We start from the raw sequence: 24780 nt of genomic DNA, 5'->3' as shown, positions 1-24780 counted from the left end.
AAATATAAGGATTGACAGCACGTACCAATCCATAAAACAAATTATATGCGAATAAAAAGAATATTATCATTAGTAGTGTTATGCGTAATAAGCGTAACGAGTATGGCCGATGAAGGCATGTGGTTTTTAATGCATTTGAAGCGTCTGAATGAAGCTGACATGCAGAAAAAGGGCTTGAAATTAACAGCTGAAGAAATCTACAGCATAAACAATTCTAGCTTAAAAGATGCAATAGTTCAATTCAACGGAGGGTGTACAGCGGAAATAGTTTCAGCAACAGGACTCGTTTTTACTAATCACCACTGTGGATATGGAGCCATCGCTGAACTATCCACTCCAGAGCACGACTACCTAACCAACGGTTTCTGGGCAAAGAACCATGCCGAAGAATTGAAACCTAAATCCTTGTATGTACGCTTCTTTGTACGTATGGATGATGTTTCTAAACGCATTTTAGGACTGGTAAATGATACCATGTCGGAAAAAGAAAGAGAGAAAATCATTAATCAAGAAATTGCGAGAATCGAAAAAGAAAATAGTGAAAACGGAAAGTATATAGTTTCGGTAAAGTCATTCTACAACGGTAACGAATATTATTATTTTGTGTATCAAGACTTCACGGACGTACGCTTGGTGGGCACTCCTCCTAATAGCATTGGTAAATTTGGCGGAGATACTGACAACTGGGAATGGCCTCGCCACACTGGAGACTTCTCTGTATTCCGCGTTTATGCAGACCAAAACGGGAATCCAGCTGAATATTCAACAGAAAATGTTCCATTAAAACCAAAACATCATTTACCAATAAGCATCAAAGGGTTCAAAGAGGGTGATTTCTCGATGATATTAGGATATCCTGGACGCACAAACCGTTGGATGCCCGCTGCAGGGATTGACCAAAATGTGAATTATGCATATCCTGCCTGGGTAGAAGCTTCCAAAGTAGGAATGGATGCCATGAAAAAACATATGGATCAAGATCAAGCCGTTAAAATCAACTATGCGTCACAATATTCAGGTGTTGCTAACTACTGGAAAAACCGTCAAGGTATGATTGATGCGCTTTCACAGCACAAAACGTCAGAATCGAAACGTAAGGCAGAAAAGAAATTCCAAAAATGGGCAAGTAAAACAGCTAATAAAGCACAATATGGTGACATCATCACAACAATAAATGCCTACTACGCCGCAACAAACGAAAAAGCACGCCATGACAATTATTTGATCGGTATGCTCCGTTCTTCGACATTTGCGGCATTACCAGCTAGCTTGGGAAATGCGTTAAAACAATATGCTGACGCGAATGCAGAAAAACGCCAGGAAATGCGACCAAGATTAGAAAGTGCTGTACGTGAAACGTATGAGAAAGTTCACATTCCTTTGGAAATCGACGTACTCGCTGATGAATTAAATCTGTATAGTACAAAAGCAGGCAACATCTCATCTTATATTGCAGAGTTAGCCCAACAAAATGGCAGTAATTTTAGTAGCTCAATAGCCCAATATTTCGCAAATAGTGTGTTTGGTTCAGAAGCAAATCTTCTCGCTTTCTTGGAAAACCCATCGGCGCAACAGATTGATACGGATCCATTATTTGCTATTTCTAATGCATTGATGACAAAATATAGGGAACAATCTCCTGAACAAAATCAGTTGGCAGATGATTACCAAGCGGCTTATAGAAAATACATAGCAGGCTTCTTGGAGATGAACCCCAAAGCCAAATATTATCCGGATGCAAATAGCACGCTAAGGTTAACATATGGCACTATTAGAGCCTTACCCAAAGATTCACGCAATGACGCTGCGATCAACAATTACACGACCCTAAAAGGTACGATAGCAAAGTATAAACCACAAGATGAAGAATTTGATCTTCCTCAAAAATTAATTGATTTATACGAAAAGAAGGATTTTGGACGTTATGCTGATAAGAATGGGCATATGCCTGTTAATTTCTTGAGCGATCAAGACATTACTGGCGGTAATTCTGGTTCTCCGGTACTGAATGGAAAAGGTGAATTAATCGGACTTGCATTTGATGGAAATATAGAAGCAATGGCTGGTGATGTTATTTTTGACCCTAAATTGCAACGTACAATTTCAGTAGATGTACGCTATGTTTTATTCGTGATCGACAAATTTGCTGGAGCTCAAAATATAATTGATGAATTGACAATTGTAGAATAAATTCTATTAAAATGACTTTTTATACAAAAAAACAACATTTTATTATTTTTTTATTTGTTGAATTTGTATATTTATTACTTCTTAGCAATTAATTAGAGATAACTAAAATTATATTAATAAAAATGGAAAACTACACTAAATTAAAAGAACTAGTAGCTTCAATCGAAGCTGATGCGGACAAATTCTTCAACAATGGTAACTCAGCAGCAGGTACACGTGTTCGTAAAGGTTTACAAGAAATCAAAACTTTAGCTCAAGACATTCGCAACGAAGTAACTGAGAAGAAAAACACTGGTAAATAATTCTATTGTTTATCGTAAATAAAAAACCTGACTTACATATGTAAGTCAGGTTTTTTTGTTCTATTCTAATGTCCTTTTTATAAATAGTAACCTGCCATCACCAAGTTAAACATCTTCTCTCCTAAAAATCCTACTAAAACTGCGTTCAACTGATCGTAAACTTCCTTCCTTGTCATCGCCTTCGCTTTCTTTTTACCAATATCTAATGCACCAGGCGATAATGGCGTCAAATCCACCTTGGTGGCAAAGATGTTATAATGTAATTCGGGTACCGCCAGCCCCAATATCATTCCGGGCAATCCATTAAAGCTAGAAGGTCCTGCAGAAACAGGAATTTCATCTGTATAAAATGCGACGACGTAAATCGAATCCATGACGAGACCGTTTGCCCTGCGGCAGTTATACCCAGCTATGGATCGATATTCGTTCGTAATCTTCCATTTCACATCGACCACCTGATCATCGACGAGAATCGATTGTCCGCCAAGATCAAAAGAAGACTTCATACGCTTCTCTCCCAAATTCTGGTAGGTGATGATACCCGATTCGATTACCCCCATTTGCATCATCATACGAACGGATTCGGTATAATCCTCTTTTACGTGCTCAAACAACACTTCCTTATCAGAAAATGATGCTTTCTTTTTGAATACATGATTTTCAGGAAGTCTATCCAGTAAGGAGAGCATCATCTGTTTTGAATTTTCATCCTTTGCGTACGCACCATACCGTTTTACAAGATTCTTTATGAAAATTGTTTTCTCATAGCTTATTGTACCCTGTTGCGGAAAATAAGTATACTGCGCCTTCAATGGCGAATAAATACCTAATGTAAATAACGTGACAACTAATATAAATCTCATAATTTTTAATTCGTTTGAATAAACATTTTGTTAATATCCCAAGATATTTTCAACATAAAATATCGCCCTATGGTGTTATACCTGCGCTCGGTAAGCTGTGCACCACTTTGAATCCTTGAAAATCCTATATTCTGATTTAAAATATCATTGGCCGTCAACGTTAACATCAATGTTTCATCTTTCAAAAATTTCTTGGAAATAGAAGGGTTCAACAATAAACGTTCAAATTTTTGACTATAGACTTCCGTGGGTGCTTCATATAGATAATTAACCTCCGCTTGAAAGATAAACTTCATCGGTAGATAATATTTTAAGGTATTATTAGCATTGAATGTAAAACCTTTACTATCTGCTTGTGGACTCAGATCAGTGGATCGAATGGTATAGCCCGGTACAAAACCTAAATCAAAATCAAATCCTTTTGTCGTACTACGTTGTAGCGATATCCCCATATTGTAGGTCTGATTTAGTGACTCGGCCAATAAACTATTTACGTAGTTATAATTTCTGTTGATCATAATCCCAGGATTGATACCAAGCCTGATCTGATACTTCTTGTGTAAAAAAGTAGAATACCAAGAATAAAAGTTTACGCTTTGTGTATTACGGGCACTTAGGTTATCCCAAATATAGGTGTTTTTCCCAAGCGTATCTGTTATCACATTCTGTATCAGCGCATCCTTAGTACTCGAAGCATTCGCACCAAAGCCATAAAAAGTACCTTGTAGAAGCTTAGAGGCCCAGTAGTTCACACCCAAATTATGCGTATAGGAATTTCCTAATTCTTCATTTCCCAAATATTCGTTTAAAGGATCAGCATTAGAACGCAAAGGCTGAATCTGTGTAAGACTCGGAAGCATATTGTTTCCCCTATAATTCAATGACAGCATGGAATTCTTAGTAATGCTATATCTTGCATTCATATTTGGGTTATAGGTAAAGAATGTGCGTGATAATTTCGAATTATCATAGTTATTTTTTTGCGACAACGTATTATCGTGGAAGGCATTCGAAAAATTCACATTGAATGCGTCCCCGATTTTATAGTTTACAGCAATATTATAGCGGTTGATAAAGGTATTATACCTATAATCATTACTAAACTCCTCATCGAAGATATCATAAACCTGGGTCGCCTCATTCTTATTGAACGACTCTAACTTGTTCTCGTTAAAACTATTCGTGATACCATATTCAAATGATGCCACGAAATTTTTAAAAATTGGTTCGGAATAGGTAACCGTCGCATCGTGATTTACAGAAGTATTTTCACTTACTTTATGTTGATCCAATAACGAGTCGCGCAAAGGGGAATTATTTCTGTAGTAGTTTGTTAATGCATAGATATATTGATCTCCTTCTGCATCAGAAGTGTTAGTGCCATAATATAAGGATATCGAACGCCCCTCCTTGCTAAATTTCCGTGTAAACAAGGTACTTGCATTTAATGATTCATTTCTATTCGTACTGAAGGTATTGTTTTCATTACCATTAATCCGTTCATTAAACTGATTCCTAGTACCCGATTCCGAGGAAGAATTATATTCCGATTTTGTACGTGCAGCCCCCGCCCATACCGTCAGTGTGGTCAACGAATCAAATTTGGCTTCATACTTCAGATACATATCCTGCTTATTGTTATGCGAATTTATTTTGGCATCGTTATTTGTGATTAGCATCGTATCCCTTAACGAATTTTGAGTAAATACCGAACGGTTGATATCGTTATTTGCATCGTTAAGTTTATATCCTACATGCCAATAATGCTTTCCATTGTTTGACTTGTCAGCATATTGCACGCCTGTATTCAACACTTCTGGCCGCCCCTCGCCTGAAAATTGCCCCTGACCTCCTCGATCTTCATTTCCGATCGAAGAGGCTTCGTCGCCCGATAAATCTGTCTTTCCGTTATTACTGGCGATCAAATAAGCCGATAATCGAAGTGACTTTTTAAAATAATTCGTCATCATTTGGCCTAAATAAAACTTATCAGTCGCTGCTCCCGCTTCTATCTTACCAAAGATACCATGTTTAGCTTCCTCTTTGAGTTTCAAGTTGATCGTTTGCGAGCGCTGTCCATCATCCACACCGGTGCGTTCGGCTTGATCCGATTTCTTTTCGTATACCTGCACCTTATCCACCATATCTGATCGGATATTTCGCGTTACCAGAACAGGATCATCGCCAAAAAACTCTTCACCGTCTACTAAAACTTTCTCTACAGTCTTCCCTTGTGCGGTGATTTTACCACTCGCATCTACGGATATCCCAGGTAACACTTTGAGCAAATCTTCGACTTTAGCATTCTTTTCTACCGTAAAACTCGATGCATCATATTCTACCGTGTCGCCTTTAATAACGATTGGAATCTTACCGGTCACGAGCACTTCCTCCAAAAGGTTTGCCGCACTGGTCAAGCCAATCTGACCAATTTCTGAATCTTGTTTGTCGCCTTCTATCTGAGTATAGTAATCTCCGAATTTTGGATAGGAGACGATTAATAGGTAAGAACCCGTATCGGGTTTTCCCATTTGGAATTTCCCATTTTCTCCCGATCGGGTAAAATCAACCAAAATAGAATCTCGGGCCTGTATGAGCATAATCGTAGCATTTGATAATTTTGTTTTATCTGCGTCATCTACGATTTCACCCTTTATGAAAGTTTGGGAAAAAGCGGAACTGCTGAATACGGACAATAGAAAAATGAAGAGTAGTTTTTTCATACAAGGGCTATAATCTTAAGCGAAAATAATTTAACAATTTATACTATACAATAACATTAACTATAATTAACAATTTATTGAATTCCTGTCACTATATCATAAGCTGCTTTGAAATTCAAATTCCATATCATTTGTAGTTTAAATGCAAAAAATGTTACATCTACTTTCCTAATTTATTTCTTTATCTTTGTAAAAACCCGTTTATAATGCAAAATATCAAAGATTATGTGGAAGCGAATAAACAACGCTTCTTAGACGAACTATTTGATTTATTGCGTTTTCCTTCAGTAAGTGCTGATCCACAGTACAAGGAAGGCGTATTAAATACGGCTGAATTCGTAGCCCAAAAACTAAAAGAAGCCGGAGCTGATAACGTCGAAATTTGTCCGACAGCAGGTTATCCTATTGTATATGGCGAAAAAGTTTTCGATCCATCTTTACCTACGGTTTTGGTTTATGGTCATTACGATGTACAACCTGCGGATCCAATTGAATTATGGGACACGCCTCCTTTCGAACCGACTATTCGTGATGGTAAAATCTATGCGCGTGGTGCTGCAGACGATAAAGGTCAGTTTTACATGCATGTAAAAGCATTTGAATACATGATAAAAAATGATCAACTGTCATGTAATATCAAATTCATGATTGAAGGAGAAGAAGAAGTTGGTTCTGCGAACTTAGATGTTTTTGTAAAAGAAAACAAAGAACGTTTGAAAGCAGATGTCATCGTTATCTCCGACACCTCTATGATCAGTCTCGACAGCCCTTCTTTAGAAACTGGCTTACGCGGACTTTCTTACGTGGAAGTAGAGGTAACCGGCCCCAACCGCGATCTCCACTCGGGGGTGTATGGCGGTGCTGTAGCCAATCCGGCAACGATTCTAGCCAAACTCATCGCATCGTTACACGATGAAAATAATCATATTGCCATACCTGGATTCTATGATGATGTTGTGGAATTGACTCGCGAAGAAAGGAAAGCATTGAATGAAGCCCCTTTTGATATTGAAGAATACAAATCGGACTTGGGGATTGCTAACATTTGGGGAGAGAAAGATTTCACAACGATCGAACGAACTGGCATCCGTCCTACTCTTGAAGTAAACGGCATATGGGGCGGCTACATCGGAGAAGGTGCAAAGACAGTATTACCTTCCAAAGCATTTGCTAAGATTTCAATGCGTTTAGTCCCAAATCAAAATTCGGAAAAAATCACCAAACTTTTCAAAGATCATTTTGAAGGAATAGCTCCAGATTATATAAAAGTTAAAGTAAAACCGCATCATGGGGGTGAGCCTGTAGTTACACCTACAGATAGTATTGCTTACCAAGCGGCTGAAAAAGCATTAACTGAAACATTCAACAAAAAACCGATACCAACTCGTGGCGGTGGATCTATCCCTATCGTAGCATTATTTGAAAAAGAATTGGGGATCAAAACCGTATTACTGGGTTTTGGATTGGACAGTGATAATTTGCATTCTCCCAATGAAAAATATGGCATTGAAAATTACCTAAAGGGAATCGAAACCATTCCTTTATTTCATAAGTACTATGCAGAATTAAGCAAGTAAGACAGAGAAAGAGATTTCCAACGTCATTGCCTACCGCAGGCAGGCAGTGACGTTTTTGCTGCTAAATTATCTTCTTAGATGCACCTGTTGTTTTATATAACGCAGGCTAACTTTTTTTATGTTTCAAATTTATTTAGGTTTGCACTATGGTAAAACTATTGAGAAAAACGCACACGGTCCTATACTACGGTGCCGTGCTATTTTTTTTTGTGCTTGCCTACCCTATCTTACGTTACTTTACTTTCCGTCCTTCCAAGTACTACAATCAAATTGTATTTCTGCGCAAATGGATTAGCTTGTTAGCCTGTTGGCTTGTCGGTATCCGATTTAAAGTGACCTTTGAAGCAACAATCGACTGGACGAAACCCTATGTTATTTGTCCCAACCATACATCTATATTAGATATCACAGCTATTAACTACGTTTGTAATCAGCCGTTTTCTTTTATGGGAAAAATAGAATTACTCGATAATCCCGTTACCAACATATTCTTTAAGAGCATAGATATTGCCGTAGATCGCAAAAGTAACATATCTGCTTTTCGTTCATTCAAAAGAGCACATCAACTGGTAAAAGAAGGGAGAACCGTTGTTATTTTTCCAGAAGGAAAAATTGATGACGAATACCCTCCTCAACTTCATGAATTTAAATCTGGCTCATTTCGCATCGCCGTCGAAAATCAGGTTCAGATTATCCCTGTGGTCTTACAAGATGCCTGGAAGATCTTATGGGATGATGGATTAAAAAAAGGATCACGCCCCGGCGTCATTCACATTACTGTTTTAGCGCCTATAGACACACAAAATTTATCAACAGAAGCAAGCAATCAACTACAAATAGGCGTATATCATAAAATGAAAACATATTGGGATATATACAACGATCATTAAAATATCACAAATAACAAAAAAAGATAATTTTATCACACTGTATACCAGTAAATTAAACACAAAACAACACCCTTTCTCAAAAATAACTTGTTATAGTCAAATTAAATACTATTTTTGCGAAAAAGATAAAACTCAAATTGTAAGACTATGTATTGGACACTAGAATTAGCATCGCATTTGGAAGATGCGCCATGGCCTGCAACAAAAGATGAATTAATCGATTATGGAATTCGTTCTGGCGCTCCGGTAGAAGTAATAGAGAATCTCCAAGCTTTGGAAGATGACGGTGAACCCTACGAGAATATTGAGGAAATTTGGCCAGATTATCCTACTAAGGACGATTTCTTTTTCAATGAAGACGAGTATTAATCCATCATAAAAATCGCACTATCGTTAGTGCGATTTTTATTTTTTATTGCCAAGCTTCTGACGTATCTTTACCGAACTTCGCTTAGGATTGAAATATTTCGCCGTTATCAGACCGTATTCCGCCAAACAAGAAAGACGTTGCTTAGACATCAAAAATTACAAAAATAATAGGACGTCCAACTTTTAAGACTAATCCTTTTCTCCCAAAAGATGTCCTATCTTTAAACCGAGCTTGCGAGCTCACGAAGTAATTAAAAATATGAGAATTCTACTTATATCGATTTTCACGTTGTTATCTCCTTTTACTTTTGCGCAAAATCAAGATTCAACACGTCAGAAAGACATCCAGCTAATAAAAAAATTCATTGCAGATCTCGGTAATGAAAATATTGCAGTAGATGTTATTTTAAGCCAATATATAAAAGTAGATCATCCTTCAAATGAAACCTACGATTATTTAGAAGTAAGCTTAGAAGAGGTGCGTATAAATGTATTATACAAACATATTGCCGATATTACATACATTCCATATGCCAATATGCCACGCAAAGAGATAAGGGATATTGATCCGGAGGAATTGGATATAAATAGGATGTATTTCTTACAATATAAAAAAAGACAGGTACTTGCAGTCTATATTGAAAAGGACAAAATCGCTTCGTTTACGCTAGTGTCTAAAGGAAATAATTTAGCACATTTTGTAACGTATTAAATTTGATTTTCTTAAAATACATTTTGCTTTTTTGAAAAACTTATAAGATATTTGTGATAATAATTATTATAATAATAAAGAATATGAAATATTCATATTTCTTTTGAAATGAAACATACATGAAATCAATCGTATCATATAAAGCTTGGTGGTGGCATAACAGCTAATGTTGTGGCAGACACCTATTGCATAAATTGATACATATCAAAAAAATAGCGGGCTTGCCTTTTCGGGTGAGCCTTTTTTTGTTTTAGATTATTGTGATAAAATCGAGCGTTCCCCATTCAACGAAGCTCGCTCATTGAAAACAATAAATACATCAATAAAAAAAGATGAAAAAAATATTAGCACATTTATTTGAATATAAGTCTTTCTCAAGAAAAGAAGCTTACGATATCTTGACAAATATAGCTACCGGAAAATACGATTCCCATCAAATAGCAGCCTTTATGACAACATACGGTATGAGAAGTATTCGGGTAGAAGAATTGGGGGGATTTAGGGACGCCATGTATGACCTATGTCTGAAAGTCAATTTCGCAGGCTATGACTTAATTGACATGTGTGGTACTGGAGGCGACGGAAAAAACACATTCAACATATCAACATTGGCTTCATTTGTTGTTGCAGGAGCAGGTTATCATGTCGCCAAACACGGCAATGTCGGTGTATCATCGGGCTGCGGATCTTCCAACGTAATGGAATATCTTGGTTATACGTTTACAAATGACAGCGACAAGCTTAATAAGCAATTGGATGAGGCCAACATCTGCTTCCTCCATGCTCCATTGTTTCATCCGGCTATGAAAACTGTAGCTCCCATCCGCAGGGCATTGGGCGTAAAGACTTTTTTTAACATGCTCGGGCCGTTGACTAATCCAGCTAATCCTAAATTTCAGTCCGTTGGTGTGTTTAGTCTAGAGCTGGCAAGACTGTACGGATATCTCTATCAAAATTCGGAAAAACAATACAGTATTATTCATGCTTTAGACGGATACGATGAAATTTCGTTAACGGGCGACTTCAAAATCATCAGCAATACCGGCGAAAACTACTACGAGGTGAGTGAACTCGGGTTGGAAACTTTAAAAGCAGAGGATCTGACCGGAGGTGATACCATAGAAGAAGCGGCGGCAATTTTCCACAAGATCATCACTGGAGACGGCACTCATCAGCAAAATAATGTAGTATTGACAAATGCAGCCTTTGCAATCAAGACGTTTGACCCCAAAAAATCATTTGGAGACTGTTATTATGAAGCGGAAGCATCTCTATTGGGCAAGCAAGCCTTACATAGTTTTAAAACACTGATTAATGGCTAATCGAAATCTAAAAATTAAAGTGTGTGGGATGCGGGATCCTCAGAACATTATTGATGTAGCATCTCTAAATATTGACTATATGGGATTTATATTTTACCCGCAGTCTAAACGTTTTGTAGATCATATTACGTCAGAACCATCAACTACGAAGTTAAGACGAACCGGCGTATTCGTAAACGACCATATAGCGCATATAAAAACCAAAACAGCAGAATTTTCCTTACAGGCCATACAGCTACATGGGAATGAAGATGTGGACTTCTGCCGACAGGTTGCACAACCAGACATTCAACTCATCAAAGCATTTGGAATTGATGACGATTTCGACTGGAAAAGCACCGAACCCTTTCTCCATGATGTGGATTTTTTTTTATTTGACACTAAAAGCACGGATTATGGTGGAACCGGACAAAGCTTCAATTGGCAAAAACTAACAGATTATCCTTATGACAAACCTTATTTTTTGAGTGGCGGATTATCCCTCGAAAATATTCAGGAAGCCGGAAATTTTGAAGATGATAGATTATTTGGCCTAGATTTGAATTCTAAATTTGAAATAGAACCGGGATTAAAAAATATAAGTACATTAACGCAAGCATTGAAACTATTAAGAGATGAGTAAATATCAAGTGAATGACAAAGGATACTATGGGCCATTTGGTGGAGCATATATCCCCGAGATGTTATATCCAAATATTGAAGAACTACAGAACCGTTACCTTCAGATTATGCAAGAACCTTCTTTTAAAGAGGAGTTTGAACAACTGTTAACTGATTATGTCGGTCGCCCCTCTCCACTCTACCATGCACAACGATTGTCGAAAAAATATAATGCAAAGATTTTCTTAAAACGGGAAGATTTAAATCACACAGGAGCTCATAAAATAAACAATACCATTGGGCAGATCCTACTTGCCGAACGTCTAGGAAAAAAAAGAATCATAGCCGAAACCGGAGCTGGCCAGCACGGTGTTGCTACAGCTACAGTATGCGCATTAAAAGGACTGGAATGCGTTGTGTACATGGGTGAAATTGATATTCAACGACAAGCTCCCAACGTCGCCCGTATGAAAATGATGGGCGCTACTGTAGTGGCGGCTCAATCGGGCAGTAAAACGCTTAAAGATGCTACAAACGAGGCGTTAAGAGATTGGATCAACAATCCCGTAGATACCCATTACATTATCGGATCTGTTGTAGGCCCACATCCATATCCTGACCTAGTAGCTCGCTTCCAATCTATTATATCAGAAGAAACGAAAATACAATTGTTAAAAAAAACCGGCAAATCTACTCCTGACGTGGTAATGGCCTGTGTAGGTGGAGGGTCTAATGCTGCAGGGATGTTTTACCACTTTTTAGATGATGAGGATGTCAGACTTATTGCTGTAGAAGCAGCCGGCCACGGGATACACTCCGGTGAATCTGCAGCCACTACCGCCTTAGGCAAAGAGGGGGTATTGCATGGAAGTCGTTCGATATTAATGCAGACCACGGATGGGCAGGTGGTAGAGCCCTACTCTATCTCTGCCGGACTTGATTACCCCGGGATAGGCCCGCAACATGCTTGGCTGTTTAAAAGCGGTCGAGGAGAATATGTGAGCGCGACAGATGACGAAGCTATGCAGGCAGGTTTGGAACTAACAAAATTAGAAGGAATTATTCCGGCAATAGAAAGTTCTCACGCGCTTGCCTATCTCAAAAAAATGAACTTCAAGGGGGACGAAACGGTAGTTATATGTTTATCTGGTCGCGGTGACAAGGATTTAGACAATTATATGAAATACTTTAATTTGTAGCAAACTTACTTTTTACTTTTTCAAATGCAAATCAACAAAAACTCAAACGGTTTACTATCCATATATTTTACGGCTGGTTATCCCACATTGGATAGTACCATAGAAATCGCTAAGACACTGGAGCAGTCGGGTGTAGATTTTTTAGAAATAGGCTTTCCTTATTCTGATCCGGTTGCAGACGGGCCAACCATACAGCATAGCTCAGAGGTGGCTCTAAAAAATGGGATGACGTTAAAACTGCTTTTTGATCAATTAAAAGATTTACGAAAGCATGTCAGCATTCCGGTTTACTTAATGGGATACTTCAATCCCGTTCTACAATTTGGTGTAGAGAACTTTTGCAAAGCGTGTAAAGAAGTAGGGGTAAACGGAACCATCTTACCCGATCTCCCCATGTACGAATATGAAGACCTTTACAAAACTATTTTCGAAGAAAACGGAATAAGCAATATCTTTTTAGTGACACCGCAAACTTCAGAAGAACGTATCCGAAAAATAGACAATCTAACGACAAACTTTATCTATTTACTCTCCTCGAATGCAACAACAGGAAAACAGCTTGAAGTTAAAAATCAATCTGAGAATTATTTCAACAGAATAAAGGAAATGGATCTTGCCAATCCATTTGTAATAGGTTTTGGCATATCTGACAAAGAAACTTTTGAAAAAGCAACAGCTTACGCCAATGGTGCCATTGTCGGCACGGCGTTTGTCAAAATACTTGCTCAAGAAAATCCGTTAAAACATATTCCGGATTTCATCAACAATTTAAAAAAATAGAAGGCTGTCAAAAGGTAAACTGTCTCGTCATTTCGACGAGAAACGAGGAGAACTCCGTAGGGCTCATCGAAGGTAAATCTAAAAACATGAATAGACAAAAAAAACATTTGATTTTCAATACCTTACACGTCTGTCTTTAGATTTGCCTATGGTGAGCTCGCAAGTTCCGTTCTCCCTTGGGTCGAATGACGTTCACACGGTTTATAATAACTTTTTATACATCCTCCTCGATAATTGAAAATCCGATCCGATTTTACAACATTGTACTAACTTACTTTTGAAATAACTTTAACATAAAATTTGAGCAGTAAACAGGCTAAAATAATCAAACCCGTTATACTCGCATAAACTTCAAGTGGTGTGCTGAGAATACTTTCCATCGTCATTTAGGTATTATATTTGTCGGAATCTAACCTAGTAAGTTTATTTCAAAATATCAAATTTTTTTTTGTTTTTTTATTCGTCTTAATCCTCGTACCTTTGTAAGGATGAGACAGTTTTTGGCGCTTATATTGTTAGTATTATATTCCTTCACATCCAGTGGAGCGACTATATACCTGCATCAATGTAGTGGCATGACTATAATAAGCCTTATGGAAGGTGCAAACACACATGAAAATTGCCCCATGTGTTCGAAAGATCACGATCATACAGCTAAAAAAAAGAACAATTGTCAAGAAAGTCATTCGTGTAATGACATACAAGTAAAATTAGATCAATTATCTGACAAATTGTTTTCGAAGGATCATGCTAAAAGTTTCCTCGGATTTGGCCCTGCCATAATTACATTATACTGGGTGCAACCTGGTCTCTTTAATGATTTCGTTTTTAACAACAAACATACATCAGAAGAAAGAGTAGCTTTCTCCGACACCTCTCCCCCAACCTATCTTCTCAATCGTAATTTCAGGATTTAGTACTATAATTTTATTACCCGGTCGTTTAGTTAACTAAACGTAATAAAATTTTATACTAAAAAAATTACAATGAACTTTATATTAAGATTATCTTTATTACTACTCATCCTAACGGTAGGACAGAAAAGCTTTGCTCAATCAGACAGTACAGCTCATTTTGAAGTGGCTGGAAACTGCGGAATGTGTAAAAACCGCATAGAAAAAGCTGCGAACATCAAAGGCGTAGAAAGCGCACTATGGGATATCCAAACAGGCGAATTAACCGTAAAATATAATTCTCAACAAACTAAGTTGAACCAGATACAACTGGCTATAGCAACCGCTGGACATGACACCCCTCTACATAAAGCACCAGACGAGGTTTACAAAACGCTCCATGAATGCTGTCTTTATAATAGGCTAGGCGTGGAAGAACGAGGACAAAGCCACGCCTCCTCACATGGTAATCCTCAACATGGTCAGCAAACCAAATCTCAGAAAAATGACAACGATCATGACCATGACCATGAAATTACAGGCGTTGTTGTAAAAGAAAATACGAAGGGAGATTTAAGTCCGATTATAGGCGTAAATGTCAAATGGCTAGAAAAAAATGATGTTAATACGGTAACGAATGAAAACGGGGTCTTTAAGATCCAACATGAAGAAGGCTTAAAAAATCTGATATTCTCTTTTGCAGGTATGGAACCGGACACCGTAGAAGTAAAAGATCTACACGAGGTATTAGTTATCCATGCCCAGGACAATGTGTTGTCGGAAGTAGTCGTATCTCGTCAACGCAAGTCGGCTTACATCAAGTCGATGGAACCTAATCGTGTAGAAGTACTGACCACACGAGAACTGTTCAAAGCAGCCTGTTGTGATTTAAGTGAAAGTTTCGAGACAAATGTTTCGGTAGATGTAGTGAGTAATGACGCCGTAACAGGCAGCAAACAGATCCAAATGTTGGGTTTAAGTGGTATCTACACGCAACTAACCGTTGAAAACCTTCCCGGACCTCGCGGTTTTGCTACACCCTTGGGATTAAATAGTATCGCTGGCACATGGATTGAATCCATCGAAATAAGTAAAGGGATTGGTTCAGTAGTTAATGGATTTGAAAATATGGCGGGACAAATCAACGTTGAACTAAAAAAACCGCATACTTCAGAGAGAACATTTTTCAATGCCTATGCCAATAATATGGGACGTACGGATGTCAATTTAAATCTGTCACATAAGATAAATGAAGACTGGTCCGTAGGTTTATTGCTGCATGATAACTTTATGTACAATAAAAACATGAACTTCAGTAACAATGGATTTCGTGATGCGCCGGTAGGAAACCTATTTTCTGGAGTAAATAGATGGCACTATGAAAATGGAAAAGGTGTAATTGCCCAATTCGGAGTTAAATTCTTAAAAGACGATAGAACAGGTGGTGAAATCGATTTTAATAAAGCAACGGATAAATTAACCACCAACCGCTATGGATTGGGATTTGACAACCAACGAATTGAAGGGTTCGCAAAGATAGGTTATGTTTTTCCGCAGAATAGATTACGTAGTATAGGCTTACAATTATCAGCTTCTAACTACAAACAGGACAGTTATTTTGGTTTAAACACTTATTTAAGTGAGCAAAATAGCGGATATGCCAACTTAATCTACCAAGATGTAGTAGGTACCGTAAATCACAAATATAAAGTAGGCACATCCTTAACATACGACGATTATGCCGAAGATGTAAATAGCTACAACTTTGATCGCAAAGAAATCGTTTCTGGAGTATTTGCAGAATATACGTTCAGTCCATCTGAAAAATTCGACGCTGTATTAGGTATTAGACAGGATTACAATAACATATACGGTTGGTTTACGACACCCCGTGCAGTATTGCGATACTCACCGGTTTCGGGCACTACAATACGTTTGAGTTCAGGAAGGGGGCAACGTACGGCAAATATATTTGCGGAGAACGTGAGTATTCTCGCCTCGAGTCGCACGATCAATTATGCGGCCTTAGACAACGGAGAGCTTGCGTACAATCTGAAACCAGAGGTATCGTGGAATACCGGACTTACATTTGATCAGGATTTCCAACTGTTTGGTAGAGAATCTGGCATTTCTGTCGAATTGTTCCACAACAATTTCCAGAATCAAGTTATTGTAGATTATGAAGATCCAAGGGCGGTTTCATTCTACAATCTGGACGGAAAATCTTTCTCAAACAGTCTGCAGGCGGAATTTAGGTTTATGCCGGCACAACATTTTGAGGCAAGACTTGCTTACAGATTACTTGATGTACAAACAGATTATGAAGCGGGGCGTCTGCAAAAACCGCTGACTGCCAAGCATAGAGGCTTTATGAACCTGGCATATAATACACATAGCGGGTGGAGTTTTGACTATACATTAAATGTAGTGGGGCAAAAGAGATTACCTTCTACAGCTGCGAATCCGCAGGAATACCAATTGTCTACCTTTTCTGAAGCTTACCTAACAATGAATGCACAAATCAGTAAGACCTTAGGTAAAGCCAAAAACTTTGATGTGTATGTGGGCGGTGAAAATCTATCAAATTACTACCAGAAAAATCCAGTCCTGGCTTTTGAAGAACCTTTTGGAAATTATTTCGACACCAACCTACTTTGGGGACCATTGACAGGAAGAATGTTCTATGCCGGAATACGCTATCACATAAAATAGAAAAAATGGAGCTCACGCTCCATTTTTCTATTTTAATATTTCTTTCAACTCCTGAAATAGTCGAGCTGTAGGTAACCCGACAACATTTTCATAAGAACCTTCTATTTTCGTGACAGCAGCACGGCCGATCCATTCCTGAATGCCATACGCACCGGCTTTATCATACGGTTGGTATAAATGAACATAATACTGTATTTCTTCGTCGCTCAATGCTGCAAACCAAACCTTCGTTTCTTCGGTGAAATGATGTTGTTTTCCTTGATATAGCAAAACCACCGCCGTATAAACAACATGAGGCTGACCAGACAGCCGACGCAATATGCGCATAGCATCATCTTGATCCTTAGGTTTACCTATAGGATTGCCCTGTGTATCTATCACTATGGTATCGGCGGTAATCACTAATGCTTCAAAAAAACATTCTTCCGAAAAAGCAGCACTCTTTTTACATGCTATATCCAGTGCTACATACTGCGCCTGAATATCGGCATCAAAACATTCATCGACCTCTCTCACGATTACTTCGAATGAAATACCCAAAGCAGCTAATAATTCGCTGCGTCGTGGTGATTGGGATCCCAAGACGACTTTCACATCTTTTATTTTATCGAGTACCATGCATCAAACACTTTTGACAGGAAAATCCGTATTCCATTTGTTCTGCAATTTCATAACTTTCTCCACAACATCGCGAACAACTCCTCTCCCACCTTCTCTTGAAGAAATGTAATGACTTATCGCCTTGATCTCTTCTACCGCATCTTGGGGAGCTACTGCAATTCCCACAGATTGCATGCATGCTAAATCAGGGATGTCATCACCAATAAACAGAACCTCTTCCGCTTTAATTTGATATTTTTTTAAGATGGCATCCATTACGCCAAGTTTATCTGAAATACCCATATGTATTTCTTTTACACCCAATCCTTCAAATCTTCTTAAGACTCCTTCCGACTTCCCCCCTGTTATAATACATATTAGGATCTCCTTCTTAATTGCCAGCTGAATCGCGTACCCATCTTTCACGTTGAAGGTCCGTAACTGTTCACCAGCTTCATTTACGAAAATCGATCCATCTGTAAGTACGCCATCCACATCCAAAAAAATGGCTTTCACATATTTTAAACGTTCTAATATCATATCTGGTTTCAAACTTAGACAATTTTATCGATCTCTCCTTCCCTCCTCGAAAACTTTTTATGGACGAAAATACAGCTTTTAATGCCCGTCTGAAAATAGAGTTTTATTCATTTAAGCCATCTTTTTATTAGATAAAACAACGTCAATCATGTAATTGTCACAAAGTAGTTGTGACAACAACTTTCTTTATCAGAATGCTTGATAGCTGTAAAATCTTGGCGTAGATTTGTATTGACAATTCGCAATTGTGGAATTGTTTTTAAGAGTGTCTTTTCATAATTTAGGTTTATAATTGGTTAGTAGCAAACCCTGACGCCCATCGTCAGGGTTTTGTTTTACAAAAAAAACGCCAATTGAACGTAGTCAATTGGCGTTTACACTAAGTCTATTTAATCTATTTATTTTTATCGTTTCCCTTAGGATTAGAAATCGAAGAACGCATATCTGTATCGGCTTGAATATTTTGCATCTTGTAATAATCCATTATACCCAAATTTCCACTTCTGAACGCTTCGGCGATAGCTAAAGGAATTTGAGACTCAGCCTCAATCACCTTCGCTTTTGCTTCTTGCGCCTTTGCACGCATTTCTTGCTCGTTTGCAACAGCCATAGCTCTTCGTTCTTCTGCTCTGGCATTCGCGACCTTTAAATCAGCTTCGGCTTGGTCGGTTTGTAATTTAGCACCCACATTTTCACCAATATCGATATCTGCAATATCAATAGATAAGATTTCAAAAGCAGTTCCCGAATCCAATCCTTTAGCAAGTACGGTTTTTGATATTTTATCCGGATTTTCCAGTACTTGTTTATGACTTTCCGCCGAACCGATCGTCGTGACAATACCTTCACCCACACGCGCCAAAATAGTTTCTTCACCGGCTCCACCGACCAATTGGTTAATATTAGCACGTACCGTGACACGAGCCTTAGCGATCAACTGAATGCCGTCCTTTGCTACAGCAGCCACGGGAGGGGTATTTATTACCTGAGGATTTACAGAGAGTTGTACTGCATCAAATACGTCCCGTCCTGCTAAATCAATAGCGGTAGCCAACTTGAAATTAAGTGGAATATTTGCTTTATCCGCTGAAATCAATGCCCTGATAACTTTATTTACATTTCCGCCTGCCAGATAATGTGTTTCTATATCATTGGTTGAAATCCGCAATCCAGCTTTCGTAGAGGTAATCATGGCATTAGTAACTAACGCCGGAGAGACTTTACGTAGACGCATCAAAACTAAATTCAAAAGACTGATACGCACATTCGAGAGCTGCGCAGTAAACCACAGGTTTACAGGCAGAAGATAAAACAAAAGAAAGAAGGCTATTATCCCCCCTACAATGGTCAATATTAATGTTATTTCTGAATTCATTTTTCTATAGTATATATAACTTTCTCTCTAAAGATATTAAAAATAGACGAATATACTCCCTTTTACTTTATTAAATCTTCAAAAGATTTACTTCTCCAGCAGTCTATCAGAAAAGGATATTACTATCTTTGTATACAATCTAATATACTTTGTATAAGATCTAAGATATTTATGGCAAAAAATAACATATATTGTAACTTTCTTTTACAAGATATATAACAGGAAAGTTTATATCTACCTTCAGTAAGGTATCAAAGAATTGCAGTAAGGTTAGACATAATAGATCTATAGCCAAATGTTTTTTTTAGCACACAAGTTAATATGTCTTAATAAATCATGAGTCAAAGAAATATATTAAAATTACAGGTCTTAATAAGCATTGGACTTGCGTATATCGTGATTATATTCTCTGCTATATATTTTTTTAATAAGCTAAACAAGTTTACGAATGAAAACGAGTTGATAATAAACCTAGCAGAGGAACGCTTTACAACATCTACAGCTATTGAATCTAACTTGTATCATATCATTCAGTATAAAGCGCATTATACCACTAATAACTTGCAAGCGGATGCGCTACGGATAAGAGCGGATAAAGATGCCGCTTTAAATGGCCTTATCAAATTAGAAAGAGGCAGTAACTATTTTCATTCCATTGGACAGGCACAACATAAACTCAGAGAAGTCGTGGAACAAATTACTGATTTAGCCTATTTTGAGCAACAATTAAAAAATAAAGATCGTAATGCAGTTGCCCTACAACTCGTTGCCGAACAGGAAGAAACAAAGGATGCAGTCAACAGTTATACGCGTTTTGTTATCGAAGAACGTACAGAAGCTTTACTAAAAAACAAAGAAGGATTCGATGAGTCGAAAAAAATAATTCTAGCCTTAATCTGTATATCACTAGCCGTTATTCTTTATACATTTTTTAAAGTATTCCAACTGCTCGAATATTTACGAACGTCCCGTGAGGATCTCAAGAAAATGAACAATCAGTTTATCGTCGCAAGCGAAAAAATTGAGAACACAAACTGGGTGTTGGAAACGAACAATAGGCTTATCGAAGAGGTAAGTGGCATAGATGATGAGGATAAAATAAGTAAAATAGTATTGGATATCTTAGCAGAAGTAACTCCACTTTATGGAGCTACGATATATATCCGAAAAATTGATTCCTATGAGTTCCGTTTAAGTAAAAGTATTGGGGTAGATGAAAAACGCTGTCCTACCAGCTTTACTAGCGGAGAAGGTCTACTGGGTAAGGTCGTAGAGGATAACGCGATCAAAACGCTTTCAATCAAAGATATTGATCATTTGAATATAAAAAGCAGTATTGCACACGACATTCCAGCAACAGTATTTATTTGTCCGCTAGCCCACGAGGGGCATAGCCTTGGGCTTTTAGAAATTGCTTTAAACATTGATGAAAGTCTATCGCCCAAATATATTGAGTTTCTAATCAGGGCATCGAGAAATATTGCGACACGGATAAAATTTGGACAAAGTCATCACCTCGTAGAGCAATTACTTGAGGAGACTCAACGACAAACGGAAGAGTTGGAAGCACAGCAAGAAGAGCTCCGTATTACGAACGAGGAATTGGTATATAAGACGAATTTATTGGAGTCATCAGAAGAAGAATTACGTGTACAACAGGAGGAACTAACACAAGCCAACCAAGAACTTAATGAAAAGGCTTCCGAACTTGAAAAACGCAATAAAGACCTAAATATTGCGCAGATAACAGTTGAACAGAAAATAGCAGAGGTAGAACTTGCGAGCAAATATAAATCTGAATTCATGGCAAATATGAGTCACGAACTTCGCACACCGTTAAATAGTATTCTGATCTTAGCAAAACTTCTGCGCGATAACAAAGGTAAAAATCTAACCGGAGACCAAGTGAAATACGCGAATGTCATTCATAGTGCTGGGAGCGATTTGTTACAGCTTATCAATGAGTTATTAGATTTAGCAAAAATAGAATCTGGCAATATAGAATTGCATATTGAAACCATCAGCACCAAAGAGTTTAAGAACAATATCAAAGAGCTATTTAAAGAATTGGCAGAAGATAAACAAATTGTATTTAGTGTCTCATCTTCCAATAATGTTCCTGATAAATTCTCATCTGACGAATACAGATTAGAGCAAGTGTTAAAAAATTTCTTATCAAACGCCTTTAAATTTACCGACAAAAATGGAAAGGTTGATTTCAACATCTCTTATTTAGACAACAACCTTCATTTTAAAGTATCTGACACAGGAAAAGGTATTTCTAAAGAGAAACAAGAATTAATTTTCGAAGCGTTTAAACAAGAAGACGGATCGACCAGCAGGAAATATGGTGGAACCGGACTTGGACTTTCCATAAGCAGGGAAATCGCTTCCATTTTAGGGGGGAAAATAACGTTAGAAAGTGATCTTGAAAAAGGAAGTACATTTACTCTTATCCTTCCAAATAGAACACCGCAAGTATTATCCACATCAGTAGTTACGAAATCTTCCGAGCAAATTGAGATGAAAGAAATGAGCACCACAGTTCATCCAAAAAGTGAGAATAGAAGTATATTGATCATTGAGGACGATGTAAACTTTGCGGATATTCTTAAAGTTTTCGCCGAAAACTATAACTTCAAAGTTACTCTGGCACACGATGGATCAATGGGTATTAAGTTGGCACAGGAGATTATGCCAGATGCTATTATCCTAGACGTGATGCTTCCTATTTCAGATGGATGGGAAGTGCTTCGCGTACTGAAAGAAAATGCAGACACCAAACACATTCCAATTCACATGATGTCTGCAGCTTCATTTAACAAAAAAGATTTTCTAGAAAAAGGTGCGATAGGTTTCATGCACAAGCCTGTAAATGAAGAGGCTATCCAAAAAACATTTGACAATATTAACTTAAATTTAAGCCAGTCGGTAAAAAAGATCTTGCTCATTGAAGATCAAGAATTACAAAGTGATTTTATAAAAAACTCATTCGCAGAGCATGACATAAACGTGATTCAGGCATACTCCCTGAACTCTGCATGGGAAAAGCTGAATCAAGAATCAAATATAGATTGCATTATTCTCGACATGCAGCTTCCAGACGGTACAGGGATAGAGCTTCTAGAACGGATAAAGGACTCCCAATCGCTTGAAAACATCCCAATTATTATCAATACAGCATTCGAGTTACCTAAAGATCAGGCCGAAAAAATACTATCTTATGCAAAAGCTACCGTATTAAAATCGGCTAAATCAAGCGATAGGCTCATAGATGAAGTGAATTTGTTTTTGAACAAAATCAACAATGAACACTACCAGCCTGTCAAGAATACACATAAAATAGATCCTACGATCCAAACGAATAATTTGGCAGGCAAGAGAGTGTTGATTGCCGATGATGACATGCGGAATGTATTTGCACTAACCACGACATTGCAAAGCCTTGACATGGAAATTGAGATTGCAAATAATGGCAAGGAGGCAGTACAACTGATGAAAAACCTAGGTGATAAAATTGATATCATATTGATGGATATCATGATGCCAGAAATGGATGGCCATGAAGCGATTCGAATTATCCGTGAAGAGCTAAAATTAAAGAAACTTCCTATTCTTGCCGTAACTGCGAAAGCAATGAAGGGCGACAGGGAAATGTCATTGCAGATCGGAGCCAATGATTATATTAGTAAACCTATCGACATCGACAAATTAACGTCATTAATGCAAGTATGGCTAAGTTAAAAGAACCAGTTCATATCACATTCGAAGAGTTGGATGAGGTGGTCTATTTACTTAAAAAAGTAGCGGATTATGATCTATCGGGTTACTCTAAATCATCCTTAAAAAGAAGGGTGCAACGTCTTATGGGCATAGAAAGTATGGATCTGGTGGACCTGAAAAATGCGATTCTAAATGTAGAAGGTTTTTTTGGTTATTTTATTCAAGAGATTACGGTCAACGTAACGGAAATGTTCCGTGACCCTCTCTTCTATCAAGAGCTAAAAAACGTGGTTTTTCCTTACTTACAAACTTATCCGCAATTGCGTGTCTGGAGTGCGGGATGCGCTACTGGTGAGGAAGCTTATTCACTATCCATATTATTGCATGAAGAAAATTTATTGGACCGTTCCTTTATTTACGGGACTGACATCAGTCAACAAGCCATTAATATCGCAAAAAAAGGAGTATATACGATGGCAAAAATAAAATCCTACACGGAGAACTATAACCGTGTAGGATTGAATAGTAAATTTTCTGATCATTATACCGCAATGTATGATGCCGCAATCATAAACAATGAATATCGAAACAGTGTTTTATTTTCTAATCACAATTTAGTGTCCGACAATGTATTTAACGAATTTCAACTGATCTGTTGTCGCAATGTGCTTATTTATTTTGATAAAGAATTACAACGACGTGTACTGAACGTATTCTATGAATCACTTAGTTTGTTCGGATTTTTATGTCTAGGCACTAAAGAATCGCTTTATGGACAGGAAATCAACGCAAACTTCAAAGTCATAAACAAAAGTTTAAACATTTATCAAAAAATAAAATAATGCCAGAGGCCAGGGATATAATTTTGATAGGAGGCTCGGCTGGCTCATACAGTTTGATTATAAATATATTGGAAAGTATTCCCTTCAACATATCTTCAGCTATAGTTGTAGTCATTCATCGGAATGATAAGTATCCAACTCAAATTGAAAAAAGTCTTTCTTTGAAACTCAAGAGAGCGATTCTCCCAGCAGAGGATAAGGTAATAATAGAAAATAACAATATTTATTTTGCACCTCCGGGCTACCATCTACTTGTAGAACCCAACCATACATTTTCTTTGGACATCTCGGATCCAGTTAACTTTTCTAGACCTTCTATTGACGTCCTTTTCGAAAGCGCAGCAGAAGTATATACGGATCGATGTACAGCTTTCTTGCTCTCTGGGGCAAATAACGACGGAGCATATGGCATCAAAAGAGTAGAACATTTTGGTGGAACTACAATAATACAGGATCCACTTGATGCACTTATAGATACTATGCCGAGCAGTGCTATCACGACATCATCAAAAGCGAAAGTGCTCAAAAACAAACAAATAATTAATTACTTTTGTTCTATTAAGTAAAT

Annotated in this window: 19 protein-coding genes; 14 read left to right on the top strand and 5 right to left on the bottom strand. The window is 37.7% G+C overall.

What is annotated here, in order from left to right; all coding sequences use genetic code 11:
- The first annotated feature begins 45 nt into the window (after window positions 1-45).
- Together FAZ15_RS08445 and FAZ15_RS08440 are read left to right on the top strand one after the other, a co-directional pair.
- Entirely contained in the window at window positions 46-2190 is a 2145-nt protein-coding gene (locus FAZ15_RS08445) for a S46 family peptidase (RefSeq protein ID WP_238387199.1), read from the top strand.
- Window positions 2191-2312: 122 nt separating this feature from the next.
- Window positions 2313-2492: a histone H1 gene (locus FAZ15_RS08440; RefSeq protein WP_136900877.1), complete on the top strand. Its 180-nt coding sequence runs from the start codon at window positions 2313-2315 to the stop codon at window positions 2490-2492.
- Between the two features lie 77 nt (window positions 2493-2569).
- Here FAZ15_RS08440 and FAZ15_RS08435 read toward each other — a convergent pair whose 3' ends face one another.
- Both FAZ15_RS08435 and FAZ15_RS08430 read right to left on the bottom strand, forming a co-directional pair.
- Window positions 2570-3355, bottom strand: a complete 786-nt coding sequence (locus FAZ15_RS08435; protein WP_136900876.1) for a GLPGLI family protein — start codon at window positions 3353-3355, stop codon at window positions 2570-2572.
- 5 nt (window positions 3356-3360) lie between these two features.
- Window positions 3361-6078 (bottom strand): outer membrane beta-barrel protein, encoded by a 2718-nt coding sequence (locus tag FAZ15_RS08430; RefSeq protein ID WP_136900875.1) that lies wholly within the window; start codon window positions 6076-6078, stop codon window positions 3361-3363.
- Window positions 6079-6284: 206 nt separating this feature from the next.
- On the opposite strand from FAZ15_RS08430, the gene FAZ15_RS08425 reads away from it, so the two are divergent.
- From FAZ15_RS08425 to FAZ15_RS08385, 9 genes are all read left to right on the top strand, one after another.
- Window positions 6285-7655, top strand: a complete 1371-nt coding sequence (locus FAZ15_RS08425; protein WP_136900874.1) for a dipeptidase — start codon at window positions 6285-6287, stop codon at window positions 7653-7655.
- A 146-nt stretch (window positions 7656-7801) separates the two neighbouring features.
- The gene (locus tag FAZ15_RS08420) at window positions 7802-8545 is read left to right on the top strand and encodes a lysophospholipid acyltransferase family protein (RefSeq protein ID WP_136900873.1); all 744 of its coding nucleotides are present in this window, start codon (window positions 7802-7804) and stop codon (window positions 8543-8545) included.
- Window positions 8546-8692: 147 nt separating this feature from the next.
- A complete protein-coding gene (locus FAZ15_RS08415) occupies window positions 8693-8914 on the top strand; it encodes a DUF2795 domain-containing protein (RefSeq protein ID WP_017258669.1) in 222 nt (73 codons plus the stop codon).
- 259 nt (window positions 8915-9173) lie between these two features.
- Window positions 9174-9626 (top strand): hypothetical protein, encoded by a 453-nt coding sequence (locus tag FAZ15_RS08410; RefSeq protein WP_136900872.1) that lies wholly within the window; start codon window positions 9174-9176, stop codon window positions 9624-9626.
- 332 nt (window positions 9627-9958) lie between these two features.
- Entirely contained in the window at window positions 9959-10948 is a 990-nt protein-coding gene (gene trpD, locus FAZ15_RS08405; RefSeq protein WP_136900871.1) for an anthranilate phosphoribosyltransferase, read from the top strand.
- Window positions 10941-11570, top strand: a complete 630-nt coding sequence (locus FAZ15_RS08400) for a phosphoribosylanthranilate isomerase (protein WP_136900870.1) — start codon at window positions 10941-10943, stop codon at window positions 11568-11570. The genes trpD and FAZ15_RS08400 overlap by 8 nt, the downstream gene beginning before the upstream one ends.
- The gene (gene trpB, locus FAZ15_RS08395) at window positions 11563-12747 is read left to right on the top strand and encodes a tryptophan synthase subunit beta (RefSeq protein ID WP_136900869.1); all 1185 of its coding nucleotides are present in this window, start codon (window positions 11563-11565) and stop codon (window positions 12745-12747) included. The genes FAZ15_RS08400 and trpB overlap by 8 nt, the downstream gene beginning before the upstream one ends.
- 24 nt (window positions 12748-12771) lie before the next feature.
- Window positions 12772-13527, top strand: a complete 756-nt coding sequence (trpA, locus tag FAZ15_RS08390) for a tryptophan synthase subunit alpha (RefSeq protein WP_136900868.1) — start codon at window positions 12772-12774, stop codon at window positions 13525-13527.
- A 986-nt stretch (window positions 13528-14513) separates the two neighbouring features.
- A complete protein-coding gene (locus FAZ15_RS08385) occupies window positions 14514-17132 on the top strand; it encodes a carboxypeptidase-like regulatory domain-containing protein (RefSeq protein WP_136900867.1) in 2619 nt (872 codons plus the stop codon).
- A 27-nt stretch (window positions 17133-17159) separates the two neighbouring features.
- Here FAZ15_RS08385 and FAZ15_RS08380 read toward each other — a convergent pair whose 3' ends face one another.
- From FAZ15_RS08380 to floA, 3 genes are all read right to left on the bottom strand, one after another.
- Complete coding sequence (locus tag FAZ15_RS08380) at window positions 17160-17750, bottom strand: Maf family nucleotide pyrophosphatase (RefSeq protein WP_202912353.1); 591 nt, start codon at window positions 17748-17750, stop codon at window positions 17160-17162.
- Between the two features lie 3 nt (window positions 17751-17753).
- Complete coding sequence (locus tag FAZ15_RS08375; RefSeq protein WP_136900866.1) at window positions 17754-18272, bottom strand: KdsC family phosphatase; 519 nt, start codon at window positions 18270-18272, stop codon at window positions 17754-17756.
- 394 nt (window positions 18273-18666) lie between these two features.
- Entirely contained in the window at window positions 18667-19647 is a 981-nt protein-coding gene (gene floA, locus FAZ15_RS08370) for a flotillin-like protein FloA (RefSeq protein ID WP_136900865.1), read from the bottom strand.
- 336 nt (window positions 19648-19983) lie between these two features.
- On the opposite strand from floA, the gene FAZ15_RS08365 reads away from it, so the two are divergent.
- The 3 genes from FAZ15_RS08365 to FAZ15_RS08355 are packed head-to-tail and all read left to right on the top strand — an operon-like array spanning window position 19984 to window position 24778.
- Window positions 19984-23391, top strand: coding sequence for a response regulator (locus FAZ15_RS08365; RefSeq protein ID WP_136900864.1), 3408 nt, complete (start codon window positions 19984-19986; stop codon window positions 23389-23391).
- Window positions 23379-24212, top strand: a complete 834-nt coding sequence (locus FAZ15_RS08360; protein WP_136900863.1) for a CheR family methyltransferase — start codon at window positions 23379-23381, stop codon at window positions 24210-24212. The genes FAZ15_RS08365 and FAZ15_RS08360 overlap by 13 nt, the downstream gene beginning before the upstream one ends.
- Window positions 24212-24778, top strand: a complete 567-nt coding sequence (locus tag FAZ15_RS08355; protein ID WP_136900862.1) for a chemotaxis protein CheB — start codon at window positions 24212-24214, stop codon at window positions 24776-24778. Before FAZ15_RS08360 ends, FAZ15_RS08355 begins: the two co-directional genes overlap by 1 nt.
- Window positions 24779-24780 lie beyond the last annotated feature (2 nt).

It is taken from the genome of Sphingobacterium olei (assembly GCF_005048855.1).
GTDB classification, from domain to species: Bacteria; Bacteroidota; Bacteroidia; order Sphingobacteriales; family Sphingobacteriaceae; genus Sphingobacterium; species Sphingobacterium olei.
Note: the sequence above shows the minus strand (reverse complement) of the source record. Positions and strands in the feature narration are given on the sequence as shown.